Below are 14,217 nucleotides of genomic sequence, written 5' to 3' on the forward strand. Positions count from 1 at the left end.
TAATGTCTGAATCTCCTAATGGCGGTGTCGGCATCGTGCTGTTGGCCGCGGGGGAGTCCCAGCGGATGGCGGCCTCGTCAACGTCGTCATTGCCGAAAGCGCTGTTGCCCTGGTTCCGCAGACCGCTGATCCAGTACCAGCTTGAGCAAATTGCAGCGGTCGCCCCGGCGCACGTCGTTGTCGTTACCGGGTTTCATGCCGAGCGCTTAGCGCCCTACGTTGACGCTGTGGCGGGCATCCATGTAGTGAAAAACCCGAATCCGGAGCGGGGCAGAGCTTCCTCCATTGTGCACGGAGTGCGGGCGCTGCCCGAGACTCTGTCTGCCATCGCAGCAATCAACGTAGACCAGCCTTGTGCTGCGCCAATTCTCGCAAAACTCATTGCCGCAAGGGCCACAGGCAACCATCTCATTGCGATCCCGCGGTATCAGGGCGTGCGAGGACATCCTCCACTCTTCGCCAACGCTTTGCGCAGTGAATTGCTGCAGGTTCACGAGAATTCCCAGGGCCTGAAAGCGGTCACCCGGTCCCATCGCGCAGCAACGGCGTTTGTAGACATCGATGATCCCAGCGTGGTGTGGAATCTCAATACACCGGCTGACTATTATCAAGCGCAGCAACAACACATTCTGCTTGCTACAACGAATAGCGCCAAGACCGAGCACCTCGCATGGCTGCTCGAAGGTGTGCCGCTTCGGCGCGTTACGTTGGCAGAGGCGGGACTACAAAGTGAGTCGCCCCCTTCGGAAGACCAACCAACACTACAAGCAATTGCCGCAAGCAAAGCGATTGCGTGGTCGCGGTCATTTGGCGGATTGGCGCTTGCATCAGACGGCGGCATTTCTATACCAGCGTTAGGCGACTCTTGGGAAGAGCGCTTAACGGCCCGCTTTGCAGGCAGCCAAGCCACAGACAAGCAGCGCGTAGAAGCGCTGTTGGCACTGCTTCGACCCTACCGCTCAGAGGAACGGCTCGCGTACTTTCGTGAGTGCGTAGCACTTGCGAACAACGGAACCCTCTTGCAGTCGTGGAGCGCCGAGAGTGCGCCCGGCTTGATCGCCGAGACCTATCGCCCGGACCAGCTCGTCTCCGGTTTTTGGCTGCTGACACTGTGGTGCGACCCGCAATCCGGCAAGCGTCTCGGCGTATTCACACCTGATGACCCTGCGTATCCGGACGGGGCTTGGGCAAGCCTAAAACCCAGCGTGCGGCAGTTCTTGCTGGGCTATCTTGAGCGCTACCTCAATCCGGCAACGTAAGCGTTGCTTCGGATTGCTTGTCCCGGTCTCCTTCTATCACCACCAACCCATCGCCCTCCAGGTCTTGTGCCAGCTCCCACAACCAAGCCGCCTGCGGCCTTACAGGGCCTAGTTCGTGGAGGTGACTTACTATTGCAGCAAAGTTGAGCGTGTTGCCCGGCGAGCAATCGCGCAGAGCAGCAATGATTCGCCCCCGATAATAACGCCGCGAGCCCGCAAATGTTCCCTGGCTCTTAGGGCGCAGTGAAGGTAGGTCATAAGTATCTGTCGTCCGCCACGCCTGGCACCACATGGCGAGAGGACAGTGCGGGCAGTCCGGCTTGCGCGACGTGCAGACCGTCGAACCAAGGTCCATGAGCGCCTGGTTCCAGCGCGCAGATTGTCTCTTGGGTACGAGGCTATCCGCCAAGGCCTGAAGCTGCCGCTCCGTTGGACCTGCGACCCCAAGTAACTTCTGGAGATCGCCACGCAATACCCTGCCCAGCACGCGCCGCACATTGGTATCCACTACCGCTACCTGTGTGTTACCTAGAAAGCTTAGCAGCGCTCGTGCGGTATACGGCCCGATTCCGGGCAGACGCAAGAGCGACTGCAAACACATGGGGAATTTGCCGTCATGCTCCTGAACGACAGCCTGTGCCGCGCGATGAAGATGCACGGCGCGGCGGTTGTAGCCAAGCCCAGCCCACAGGCGAATGACTTCTGCCGTCGGTGCAGCCGCTAGCCGTCGCATGGTCGGGAATCGTTCGATGAAGGCATTGTACTTCGGTATCACGCGCTCGACTTGGGTCTGTTGCAGCATCATTTCAGCCAGGAATTTGCGATACGGACTCTTCGTTTGTCGCCAGGGCAATTCCCTGCGATTAAGGCGGTACCAGCCTAACAACGCGTCCTGGAAGTGCCGCACGACTTCAGCCCGCGTCAACTGCAGCGTGCCGTTGGTCGTCAGCGAACAATACTCGCCCCTGTCGTGCTTTCTTTCACGTTTGGTTAGCATGCGCCGAATGAATTCTTCTCTTGTATAAGTACTTTCACGTACGGAGACTGACTCGACGTTGCCGCTCCTCAACAAGCCCTCTATGGAATTGAAGAGGTGGCGGATCACTAGGAACGAGTATGCCACAGGCGCTCTACGAAGAAGTGCAGTGCAAGACTGCGCTCACGCGCGTACGAGGCATGGCTTTCGGCTGGAGTCTCAATCCCTACCGGGGATGTACCCATGGCTGCCACTACTGCTTCGCTCGCAGCACACACTTTTTCTATGATCTCAATGCTGATGAAGAGTTTTCTTCAATAGTCTTCGTCAAAGCGAATATAGCGGATGTGCTGCGCCTGGAACTCTCCGCACCAAGCTGGCGGCGTCACCGCGTCGTTATCGGTACGGCTACTGATCCGTACCAGCCGATCGAAGGCAAGTACCGGTTGACTCACGACGCATTGGAAGCCTTCCTCGCCTTCCGCACGCCGGTGTCCATCATTACTAAGTCCTCGCTTGTCGTCCGTGACGCGGATATTCTCGCTGAATTAGCGATGAGTCTGGGGTGTACGGTGAATTTCAGCATTACGACATTGGAGCGGACACTGTGGCGAGAACTTGAACCCGGCACGGCGCCGCCGGAACAGCGGCTACGTGCAATGCAGCGGCTCGCGGCACTCGGTGTCCACACCGGCGTTCTGCTTGCCCCCATCATACCGGGCCTCACAGCAACAAAAGAGAACCTGGAGTCCGTTGCCCGCGCGGCCGCAGAACACAACGCCTGCTTTCTGGCGGCGAACGTGCTCAACCTAGGTGTCGGCGTCAAGGAGCACTTCTTGCAGTATCTTCGGACCGAACACCCGGGGCTCCTCGGCACCTATCGACAGCTCTATCCCGGTCGCTATGCGGCTGATCGCTATACCGAACCGCTATACGATTATGTCACCCTACTGCAACAGCGCTACGCGCTAGACAAGCGAGAACTCACCCACTCTCCAAGACCGGAACCTGAGCAGTTACCCCTCGGCATAATGTAAGCTCTTCGCGATAGTCGATCGCACTCGGCTAGTCAAGTGTTGCATTCTGGAGTAGCAATTGCCGGTTTAGAGACTTAAGAGTCTTGTGCACGCAAACATCCTTCGCCGGCCTTGCTCTTTTCTTTGAAAACCCAGTGAAGCCTGCACCGGAGCTAGTGCTGGTGAATTCGGTATCGGATAGTCGTCAATCCTAATACTGACAACTCGGCACATACGGCGCCATCTAGGTTCATGATTTGTGTGCAAACAGTTTACGCAGTTTGGAGGCGCTAACATGAGTTAGCATGGCGATCTTGACAATCACGCAAGCCAACTGAATCCGAACAACGACGCCTACAGGGATCAGCGCGCGTGGCTCGACCATCTAGACGGTTGGGAACATCAGCTAGAAAACGAATTCACACGTTTGGATGCAGATGATGTAAGCAATAGGAGCAGCCTCAGCAGCTATCGAGGGCCAATCAAAGCTTGTACCACTTGGCCGGAACTGATATAATTCTTCTATCCTTCCCTTTGTACTCTTGTTCCCTCATACGTTCGATCTGAGACCTTTGATTCCTGTTTTCCGTCCCTCAGACCCAATGATGAAAGAAGCATCCATCCTTGAAAGGTCGAGACCTCCTTACGCTCGCTGACCTCTCAGCATCTGAAATTCACCAGATACTTGACACCGCAAAGTCTCTGAAGTCTGCCAAGCACGCGCAGGCGGGCTCCGTACCCGCAGCCGACGATCGTCCGCTCGTGGGACATACGCTCGCCATGATCTTTGAAAAACCCTCCCTGCGCACACGCGCCACCTTTGCCATTGGTATGCAGCAGTTGGGTGGACAAGTAGTGGACCTGGCCGCCGAGCATCTGCAAATGGGCGTGCGCGAGACCGTTCCGGACGTTGCCCAGAATTTGGAACGCTGGGTAGACGTCATCATGGCGCGGGTATTTGCGCATTCCACGCTGGAGGTCCTGGCAGAGCATGCCAGCATCCCTATTATCAACGGTCTTTCCGATTACACACACCCCTGCCAGATACTGGCTGATGTCCTCACGATGCAAGAGCACAAAGGGGAACTTTCCTCACGCAAGATCGCCTATATTGGCGACGGCTACAATGTTGCCAACTCCCTTCTCTTCGGCGCCGGCAAACTTGGCTATCACCTTGCGGTCGGATGCCCGGAGGGCTATTTGCCTCCAGACGACATCATTGCGCGAGCTCACGGCCTTGCCAAACAGTCGGGCGCGACACTGGAACTCTGTTCTGATCCGATAGCTGCGGTAAGAGACGCTGACGTTCTCTACACAGATTCCTGGGTGAGCATGGGATTGGAGGCGGAGGCAGCCGAGCGCGAACGTGTCTTTCCACCATTTCAGGTGAACACAGAACTGCTTAGTTATGCACGATCGGACGCAATCGTAATGCACTGCCTTCCAGCGCACCGCGGCATGGAAATCACTGATGAAGTGATGGACGGGCCCCAATCGGTGGTGTTCGATCAGGCAGAGAATCGGCTCCACGCCCAGAAGGCGGTGTTACTGGAGCTCTTAGTCGGTGGGGTCCCTCAGTCTCACTGAGTGCCGTCTCCAGGCACCGCGGCCGACACTACTCCCAAGGGGCAGAGGGATCACATAAGATAGAGGCCCAGTCTTAGAGGTGACGCGTGGTAGAAGACCTTCTTTGGCTCCAATCTCGCTTAGACATTAGTGCGGCGTTCGACATCCTTCTCGTCGCCGTCATCATTCACATCGTCTTTACGATCGTTCGCGGGACAATCGCGGACCAGTTGGTGCGCGGAATCGTCGTTCTGCTCGTCATTGCCTTCATCATAGGCAATATCCTACAACTGCTGGTATTCGATTGGCTCTTGCGAAGCATGTTATCCGCACTTGTCATAGCGATTCCCATCATTTTTCAGCCGGAGCTCCGCCGATTCTTGGAGCGAGTCGGTCGACGAGGCACCCACCCGCTCGCTCGCTACATTCCCAATAGTGAAGACGTCTCCACCGCCCTCGACGTGCTTTCTCGTGTAGCAGGTCGGCTCTCTGAGAAGCGCTGGGGCGGCCTCATCGCGATTGAACGCGATACCGGCTTGGAGGACCTGGTAGAGACAGGCCACCGCATCGAAGGCGAGGTAAGCGAAGATCTGTTGTTGACGATTTTCTATCCGAACTCGGCACTGCACGACAAAGCCGTCATCATTCGCGGCGATCGCATTGTGGCGGCATCTTGCATGCTGCCTCTCTCAGAGAACGTGCCGCAAGGAGAAGGGCTAGGCACACGCCATGCGGCAGCTATTGGCGTAAGCGAAGTGACCGACGCCATCGCCATTGCCGTCTCAGAGGAGAGCGGCGTAATTTCGGTGGCCCACGGCGGCACGCTCCTGCGGAACTTAGACGAGGAAAAGCTGCAAACATACCTCCAAGGTCTCTTTCGCGAGGAGCGAAGTGCGACGACACTGCCATGGCTGCCGTTCCGCTCCCTGTCGCGAAGCCAACGCGAGCGCAAAGTCCTAAAGTAACCATTACGCATGACCAGAATACGCTCTCTCTTGCCCCTCCTAGTTCGCTTCACTACCCACACTCTAGGTGTGCGGTTTCTGCTTGCCTTGGCGATCTCAATTACATTGTGGATCTTGTTCACCGGAGAGCAGAATCCCGTGCGTGAGGGCTTCTTTAGCGCGGAGATCCCAGTTGAAACAAGCCGCCTAGGCGATGGCTTGGTAGTGAGCCGTACCGCGCCGAGCACGGTACGCTTGCGCATAGCAGCCCCGCGTGACATTTGGGAGTCCCTGACCGCCGACAAGTTCAGCGCCGTGGTGGATCTCTTTGCGGTTGGTGTCGGCCTGCACGAGATACCTATCGAAGTTGCTAGTTCTGACGGACGCATTAGCATCATCGCAACTGACCCGGAGACCATAACGGTTTCATTAGAGGAGCGAAGAGAAAAAGAGGTGCCGGTGCGCGTAGACCTCGTGGGTGACCCACCGGAGGGCTACAGATTTCAACTCCCAGAGTTGCTGCCAGACCTCGTTAGCATAATAGGACCGTCCTCTCGGGTGGACTTAGTCGATGCGGTTTGGGTCAGTGTGGAGATGGATGAAGTGCGCAGTACCGTCAATCTCACAAAGCGAGCAATACCGCGCGACGCCCAAGGAGAAGACGTAACCGGAGTGCAGCTTGATCCACCTGTGGTTCAGGTGACGGTACCGGTAGAGCTAGCAATAACAAACAAAGACGTCCCCGTTCGTGTCAATATTGTGGGCCAGCCTGCGCCAGGCTACTTGCTCTCACGCTATCTCACCACACCGGCCACGGCGACACTCATTGGCTCGCCTGAAGTGCTTAATGGCCTGCTCTATCTGTCTACCGAGACCATTAGCGTCGAGGGAGCCACAGGAACGGTTACACAAACACTTGAGTTGGTGCAACCGCCGGGTGTAGCAGTCGCAGGCTCCAATGAAGTAGTGGTCACCATATATGTTGTGCCTATTGTGGCAAGCGTGCAGACCCAGGTCGCCGTAACCGCCTTGAATCTGCGGCCAGGTTTGGAAATAGAGGTGTTCCCTCCCACTGCGTCGGTAACGCTCGGCGGTCTGGCGCCCTTGCTCCGAGAACTTCAGCACGGCAGCGTGATCGTGTCTTTGAACCTCAGTGGTCTGGGCCCCGGCTCCTACGCGTTGTCGCCTGACACGAACGCGCCCACCGATGTGAAGGTTGAGAGTATCAATCCATCGCAATTTATCGTGGTCGTGCGTGACCAGACGACGTCTGCACCAGCCCCAGTGCCTGCTGAATCTCCAACTCCGACAGAAGAGCCGCCGCCTGCTACGCCGACACCGGCCCCTGATGCGTCCGCCACTTTGCGCCGCTGACGTTGGGATGCCGGCCCACACTGCGCATCACGATGCGCGGACTCTTCGCAAGACAGAGCGCTTGTCACACGTCGCGACACGTTTTTCTCTCTTGGTCGTTTCCTGCTATAGGGCAGTCTATCGTCTCCATTTCGAGGCTTGAATCCCTCGGGCCATCTTTGGGTGAGTGCCGCAGGATGCTATACTGAACGGACGCTTGGAGAGAGGCAAGACGGTTGTTTCTTGCGCCCCTCCTTGTATGGTTTTCCATGGCTTCCCCTGCCTGAACTACGTACCTTAGAGAGATAAGCCGACATCGTGGTCAAGTGGTCGTACACGCCCCGCGTGCAAATTGTCGGGCGGGCGGCAAGAAGCCCTGAAGCTATCACGGCCGGCATGGCGCGCATCAGTCGTGACCCGACGCCTGTGCCCCAACTCATCAAAGAAGCGCGCGACAACACAGCCATGGCCCGTCTGCGCAACCAGCGAGTTGTGTACGAATACGGGCACAATAGCGTCGCGGAACATGGTTGTTTCAGCGCCGCCATTTGGGACATCCCCCGTCTGCTTTCGCTGGAAATCGTGCAGCACCGGCTGGCGGCGTACACGCAGCACAGCGGACGGTATATCCCCTTTGAGGAAGTGCCGCGCCAATTCTATTTGCCTAGGGAATACCGTCGCGGCAAGTCGCGGCGCCTCTTCGAACAGGCAGTAGCCCAGAGCTACACAGCCTATCGCAAGCTCTATGCCGGCTGCACCGCCTATCTTCTGGAAAAGTATCCCCGCATGCGCGCTTCCTCGGCTGAACGCCGTGCCACGGAGGACGCGCGCTACGTCTTGCCCCTGGCGCAGACAACCCAAGTGGGGGTAACGACGAACGCGCGTGAATTCGCCCTTATGATCACGCGGCTGCTCTCATCACCGCTCCCTGAATTCCGTGAAACCGGTGAGAAGCTCTTTGCCAGCCTCCATCCGATTGCACCCTCGCTCTTTCCGGAAAAGTATATCCGTGCACTGCCTTACCCTCAGAGTGGACGCGATGCCATTCGGAAAGCGGCAGCGGCGCTTGGCATTGCCCCGGCGCCGAATGTCCGCAATTCTCCCAGGGCCGACCGGCCCGCACAACCGACAGCCAAAGACCCGGTGCGGCTCGTAGGCTATGATCCGGACGGTGAGCGGCACGTAGCCGCGGCGCTGTTGTTTCACAATTCACAAACGACTCTTGCCGACGCGCAGCAGGCGATAGCACGCCTTGATGCCGACCAAGTGGGCCAATTCATCCGGTCTGCCTACCGCGGACTGCATGCCCACGACACTGTGCTACGCGAATTCGAATTCCTTCGCTACCAGTTTGAATTGGTGATGTCGGAAGCCGCGTATCACCAGTTCATTCGCCACCGCATGAAAACTGAGATCTCTCAGTCCCACAGCCCCACGCATGGGCGCACGCTTCCGCCGCTTATTCGGAATGCCGGCTTTGCAGACGAGTACAATCGCACGCTCGATCTCTTGGAAGAGACGTACCACGCTCTTGGCGCCGACAAGCGTGCTGAAATCGTACTTGCCAACGGGCACAACCTCCGCATCCTGGCAGACCTCAACGCGCGCGAAGTCGTGGAAATATCCCGTATTCGCAGCGACCGCCACGCGCAGTGGGACATTCGCAACATCTCCGATGCGATTGCCGCCGCCGTGTCGCGCGTTCATCCGCACGTGGGATTGGCTTGCGGCGGGCGTGACTCATTCAAGGACGGTACTGCCGCCGTACTGCCGGATACTTCCATCTTGACGTAGGAATTGCGCCAACCTCGAAGTCAGCGTGCCCGCTTTCAAGCCTGAAGGCTAACCGGCCTTCCGCGCGTGCTCTTCGTTCCTTCCAATTGGGCTTCACTACGGAAATTGCCTATAATGGAGAATGCTGAATTTAACTTACACGATAGAATAATCGGAATCCCACAGATCAAGGAGTGGGTGCATTACCATGGCTAGGCGAACGAAGACTACTGAAGAAAATGGCGTGGAGGGACGTACCCAGGCTCTGCAGGCCGCGATCAGCCAGATTGAGCGTCGTTACGGCAAAGGCTCGATCATGCGCATGGGCGAAGAGGCAGGTGTGCCTGTTGCTGTCGTTCCTACCGGCTCACTATCGCTGGACCTGGCGCTGGGAGTAGGCGGCTTGCCCCGGGGCCGCGTCGTCGAGATTTACGGCAATGAGGGCAGCGGCAAGACTACCCTGGCCCAGCACGTCGTGGCTGAAGCGCAGAAACTCGGTGGCACTGCTGCTTTTGTGGATGCCGAGCACGCGTTCGATCCCACCTATGCCGCTAAGTGCGGCGTTGGCATTGAAGAGCTACTTGTTTCCCAGCCGGACAATGGCGAACAAGCTTTGGAAATCGCCGAGATGCTGGTGCGCAGCAATGCCGTCGATGTAATAGTGGTCGACTCTGTAGCGGCCTTGGTACCGAAAGCCGAAATAGAAGGCGAAATGGGCGACGCCCACATGGGCTTGCAAGCGCGGCTGATGTCCCAGGCGCTCCGCAAGCTTACGGCCGCAATCAGCCGTTCGCGCACAGTGGTCATCTTCATCAATCAAGTGCGCGAGAAGATCGGCGTGATGTTCGGCAACCCGGAGACCACGCCGGGAGGGCGCGCGCTCCGCTTCTACTCGTCGGTGCGCGTAGACGTTCGTCGTGTTGACTACGTGAAGAGCGGACAGGAGCAGGTAGGCATCCGCGTGCGCGCCAAGGTCGTGAAAAACAAGGTGGCGCCGCCGTTCCGAACGTGCGAATTCGACATTTTGTTCGACGAAGGGATTTCCAAGCTGGGCGATCTCATCGACCTCTCGACCGAGTATGGCATCGTGCGCAAGGCAGGGGCGCACTACTCGCATGGTGACACGCGCCTCGGCCTCGGGCGTGAAAACGTCCGCAATTTCCTCAAAGAGAATACCGACATCGCAGAAGCAATTGAACTGGCAGTGCGCACACAAGCACAGGCATCCCTCGCCGACACTCCCGCGGACGAGGTTGTCGAGGCGATGGCAGACACCGAGACTGCAGCGCAATGAACCGACGCTTTTACATTACCCTGGCATTCATTGTCGTATTCGTCTCGCTGGCAAGCTATGTCAATTGGCCCGGCAATCCAGGTCTCAACCTCGGTATCGGCAATTCGCGCCTTGTGCGCGACCTCCGCTATCACTTAGGCCTCGACCTGCAGGGCGGTCTCCATGTAGTGTTGCGAGCCACTCCCGCGGAAGATCAGAACATCACGTCCGACCACATGGAAGCCACACGGGGTATCATTGCCGAACGCGTGAATGCCTTGGGTGTCTCGGAGCCCATCGTGCAATTGGAGGGCACCGACCGCATCATCGTCGAACTACCCGGCGTAGCTAACCCGGATGAAGCCATCGCACTCTTCCGCGAAACCGGCGAACTTGCCTTCGTTGACCTTGGCAGAAGTTCAGTCCCACCCATTCAGGTAGGCGGGCTCGTTGAAGGTGAGCAGTATCGGAGGCTCTTCACCGGGGCTATGGTTGAGTCTGCGGAAGTCGGCTTCGATGAGCGCAGCCTGCCGCAGATCAACTTTGAACTCAAAGATGAAGGCGCGGTAATCTTCGAAGAGTTTACGTCTCAAAACGTCTGTGTACGCTCAGGCGGCTCACCGTGCACCTGGCTGGGCATTACGCTCGACAACTACCTAATCTCTGCTGCTACGATCTCGAGTACCATCTCAAACCGCGGTCGCATTACGGGGAACTTCACCCTGGAAGAAGCGCGTGATATTGTCATCAAACTGAAGTACGGCGCCCTGCCGGTACCGCTGGAAATAGCACAGAACCGAACCGTTGGCCCTACGTTGGGCCAAGACTCGGTTGACCGCAGCCTCCGGGCCGGAATTATCGGCTTGGCGCTTGTTGCCACCTTCATGTTGATCTACTATCGTATGCCCGGCCTGGTAGCAGTTGTCGCCCTGCTGATCTACGCGCTCTTAGTGCTTGGTATCTTCCGGCTGTGGCCGGTCGTGCTCACGCTCGCAGGTATCGCCGGATTCATCCTCTCCGTTGGTATGGCTGTGGATGCCAATATCCTGATTTTCGAGCGTCTGAAGGAAGAGCTGCGCCGGGGCAGATCCTTGCGCTCCGCCCTTGACGTCGGCTTCGATCGTGCTTGGACGTCGATCCGAGACTCCAATATTTCCACGTTGATTACGTGCGCCGTGCTCTTCTATTTTGGTACGGGCATCGTGCGTGGTTTCGCCGTCACACTTGCGATCGGCGTAATCATAAGCATGTTTACGGCGATTACGATAACGCGCACGTTTCTTTACGTCGTGGTACGCCTCCCGCAACTGCGCGACCATCCGTGGCTCTATGGTGTTGGTCAGGAAGAAGAGCCATCTCCCGAGCCTCGCCAAACACCGCCGCAGCAAGCAACGGAACCATAAGTAGTGAATCCTCGATGTCGCTAGAATCTCGCCCCATAGACTCTGTTCGTGGGATGCTGGACCTCGACTCCCAGCAGACCCACGTGCAAGCTCAACTGCGGCAATCTCTGCTCGATGCCTTCCAACTCGCAAGCTATGTCCCCATCGAAGTGCCGCTGGTGGAGCAGGCTGATCTCTACTTGCGCAAGTCCGGCGCCGAGACAATCTCCAAGATGTACACCTTTGAAGACTTCGGCGGACGTCGCTTGGCGTTGCGCCCGGAACTCACCGCCTCAATCGTTCGCTACTACCTGGGAAACGATCAGAACTCCACTTTCCCGCTGCGATATGCCTACTCTGGGCCGGTGTTCCGCTACGAAAAACCGCAACGCGGGCGTTTTCGCCAGTTCTCGATGGCAGGCGTAGAGCTACTTGGTAGTGACGGGCCGTCCGCCGATGCCGAGGTGATAGCGTTAGCGTGTTGGACGCTCAAAAGACTTGGCATCGCACAATACCGGCTCGTTATCGGTCACGTTGGCATTCTCTTGGAATTACTTGGCAGCTTGGGACTTTCGACCCGTTTGCGGCACTTTCTCCTCGACAGCATGGAAGACGTGGGGAGGCCCGGGCGGGGCCTGGGCTACGTGCGCAAGCGCCTGGAAGAGATCCACCCTAACCGGCGGGCCGCAGCAACGACACAAGAGTCCTTTACCGGCTCCGAGGAGCAGGCACAAGCCACGCTGCGCGCATCGTTGCAGGAGATGGGAATCGAGCTCGACGGCAGCCGACCGGCAGAGGCAATACTCGGCCGGATGTTTCGCAAACAACGCGCTTCCGATGAAGATGAGCGGCTGGAACGCGCATTTGAGTTTATCCAAGGCTTGCACGACCTTTCGGGAGCACCAGGGGAAGTGCTGGAACGCGCACGAAAGTTTCTGGAGTCATTTGGCTTAGGCGACCAGCCCCTTAGCCGCCTTACTGATGTGGTGGCGGCGCTCCATGCCTATGGCATTGAGGATTCTCACGTGCAAGTGCAACTCGCTCTCGGGCGCGGCCTCCATTACTACACCGATGTGGTGTTCGAGCTGTACGACTCAACAGGCCAGAGCCAGTTGTGTGGCGGCGGCCGCTACAACGAACTTGTGCAATCCCTTGGCGGGCGCAAGTCCGTTCCGGCGGTGGGATTCGCGTTTGGCCTGGAGCGCCTCCGGCTGGCTTTGGACGAGCAAGGCGCTGCGCCGCCGGCTCCGCCGCCAACGCAGGTGCTTGTGGCTGCAGCCAGCACAGGCGCCACACACGCCAGCATGCAAACAGCGCAGCGGCTCCGGGAACAGGGCATCAGCGCGGAACACGACCTGCGGCAACGCGCCGAGCGTGCGCGCATTGGCTACGCCAATCGGAGGGGAATCCCTTTTGTCCTCTTAGTAGAGGACAAAAATGACACCGCAATCCTGCGTAATCTATCCGAAGCCACCGAACAAGCGCTTTCATTGGGTGAAGTGGTGCAGGTGCTCAATGGCTGAAGCGCTGCGTCTGCTCGTGCCAAGCAAGGGCCGCATTGGGGAGCAAACACTGGATTTCTTCGCCAGGTGCGGCCTTGACGTCGTGCGTCCAAATTCGCGCGCATATGAAGCGACGTTCCCGACAGTTCCCAACGTGGCGATCCTCTTTCAGCGCGCGTGGCAAATGGTCGAGCAAATTCGCAACGGTGACGCCGACGCCGGCATTACCGGCTTTGACATTCTGTCTGAAATGCGGCAAGAAGGCGACAATCTCGTGGTCGTCGCGGAAGACCTGGGGTACTCCCAGGGGAGACTCGCCATTGCGGTACCGGAGGAATGGATAGACGTTCGTACCTTGACCGACCTTGCCGAAGTGGCGCTAGAGTTTCGCGAAAGAGGCCGGGTACTGCGCATTGCCACGACCTTTCCTTCCCAGACTCGCCAGTTTCTCTTCCAGCAGGGCATCACGTACTTCCAGGTTGTGCAGGCCGAGGGCGGTCTGGAGGCGGCGCCGACTCTCGGCTATGCCGATATCATCGTTGACTTGGTTTCCACGGGCGCAACGCTCAAAGACAACCGGCTCAAGATGATCGAACATGGGGTCATTTTGGAAACGCAGGCATGTCTTGTCGGAAATCGAGAACGACTGCGCGCGAGCGCTGCCAAGCGGGAGGCGCTGCGGCAGATCCTGGAACACATAGAAGCTTCGCAAAGCGCCGAACCATACTCGACGCTTACCGCAAACATGCAAGGAGACTCTGCAGAGGCAATCGCGGCCAAGCTAGCGGCATTTCCGGAAGTCGGCGGTCTGCTCGGCCCAACAATTGCTCGAGTATTTGCCAGAGATGAGCAGGACGATTCGTGGTTCGCGGTAACCGTCCAGGTAAAGTCCAAGGACTTGCTCTCTGCTGTGGCAAGCTTGCGGCAAGCGGATTGTATGAGCGTCTCCGTTACCTCTCCGCACTACATCTTTGCGCGGGAGAGTTCCCTTTACCGCGGCCTTCTCCAGACACTGAAATTGGAAGAATGAGCAGCAGCGCTATCGCTGCGGGAAACGTCCGTGAGCATAAGGCCGAATTGGACAAGAGCCGTGGCTGTGAAACAAGCAGTAATCAAGCGTCGCAGATTTGGGATATAGTGTACGGTATTGCAATGAAGATGCGTAAAACGCAA

The 14,217-nt window shown here is 57.8% G+C and carries 11 protein-coding genes; 10 read left to right on the forward strand and 1 reads right to left on the reverse strand.

From position 1 onward, the window contains the following. The first annotated feature begins 2 nt into the window (after positions 1 to 2). Positions 3 to 1,259 carry an NTP transferase domain-containing protein gene (locus OXE05_06545; protein ID MCY4436977.1) on the forward strand — a complete coding sequence of 419 codons (1,257 nt, stop codon included), beginning with the start codon at positions 3 to 5 and terminating at the stop codon, positions 1,257 to 1,259. Here the strand turns inward: OXE05_06545 and OXE05_06550 are convergent. Further along, entirely contained in the window at positions 1,243 to 2,256 is a 1,014-nt protein-coding gene (locus tag OXE05_06550; protein MCY4436978.1) for an A/G-specific adenine glycosylase, read from the reverse strand. The two genes, OXE05_06545 and OXE05_06550, sit on opposite strands and share 17 nt — an antisense overlap. A 119-nt stretch (positions 2,257 to 2,375) precedes the next feature. Here OXE05_06550 and OXE05_06555 point away from each other — a divergent pair, with 119 nt between their 5' ends. The 9 genes from OXE05_06555 (at position 2,376) to hisG (ending at position 14,074) form a co-directional block, all read left to right on the forward strand. After that, positions 2,376 to 3,272, forward strand: a complete 897-nt coding sequence (locus OXE05_06555) for a radical SAM protein (protein ID MCY4436979.1) — start codon at positions 2,376 to 2,378, stop codon at positions 3,270 to 3,272. A 603-nt stretch (positions 3,273 to 3,875) separates the two neighbouring features. After that, the gene (argF, locus tag OXE05_06560; GenBank protein ID MCY4436980.1) at positions 3,876 to 4,838 is read left to right on the forward strand and encodes an ornithine carbamoyltransferase; all 963 of its coding nucleotides are present in this window, start codon (positions 3,876 to 3,878) and stop codon (positions 4,836 to 4,838) included. Positions 4,839 to 4,924: 86 nt separating this feature from the next. Next, positions 4,925 to 5,782 carry a diadenylate cyclase CdaA gene (cdaA, locus tag OXE05_06565; GenBank protein ID MCY4436981.1) on the forward strand — a complete coding sequence of 286 codons (858 nt, stop codon included), beginning with the start codon at positions 4,925 to 4,927 and terminating at the stop codon, positions 5,780 to 5,782. 9 nt (positions 5,783 to 5,791) lie between these two features. Beyond that, on the forward strand, positions 5,792 to 7,135 hold the full coding sequence (locus OXE05_06570) for a CdaR family protein (protein ID MCY4436982.1): 1,344 nt from the start codon (positions 5,792 to 5,794) through the stop codon (positions 7,133 to 7,135). 297 nt (positions 7,136 to 7,432) lie between these two features. Next, the gene (locus tag OXE05_06575) at positions 7,433 to 8,908 is read left to right on the forward strand and encodes an FAD-dependent thymidylate synthase (protein ID MCY4436983.1); all 1,476 of its coding nucleotides are present in this window, start codon (positions 7,433 to 7,435) and stop codon (positions 8,906 to 8,908) included. A gap of 187 nt (positions 8,909 to 9,095) precedes the next feature. Beyond that, positions 9,096 to 10,181, forward strand: coding sequence for a recombinase RecA (gene recA / locus OXE05_06580; protein MCY4436984.1), 1,086 nt, complete (start codon positions 9,096 to 9,098; stop codon positions 10,179 to 10,181). After that, positions 10,178 to 11,563, forward strand: coding sequence for a protein translocase subunit SecD (gene secD, locus OXE05_06585; protein ID MCY4436985.1), 1,386 nt, complete (start codon positions 10,178 to 10,180; stop codon positions 11,561 to 11,563). The genes recA and secD overlap by 4 nt, the downstream gene beginning before the upstream one ends. Positions 11,564 to 11,577: 14 nt before the next feature. After that, positions 11,578 to 13,065, forward strand: a complete 1,488-nt coding sequence (hisS, locus tag OXE05_06590; protein MCY4436986.1) for a histidine--tRNA ligase — start codon at positions 11,578 to 11,580, stop codon at positions 13,063 to 13,065. After that, entirely contained in the window at positions 13,058 to 14,074 is a 1,017-nt protein-coding gene (hisG, locus tag OXE05_06595) for an ATP phosphoribosyltransferase (protein ID MCY4436987.1), read from the forward strand. The genes hisS and hisG overlap by 8 nt, the downstream gene beginning before the upstream one ends. Positions 14,075 to 14,217 lie beyond the last annotated feature (143 nt).

This window comes from Chloroflexota bacterium (assembly GCA_026710945.1).
In the GTDB taxonomy this organism is placed as follows: Bacteria; Chloroflexota; UBA11872; order VXOZ01; family VXOZ01; genus VXOZ01.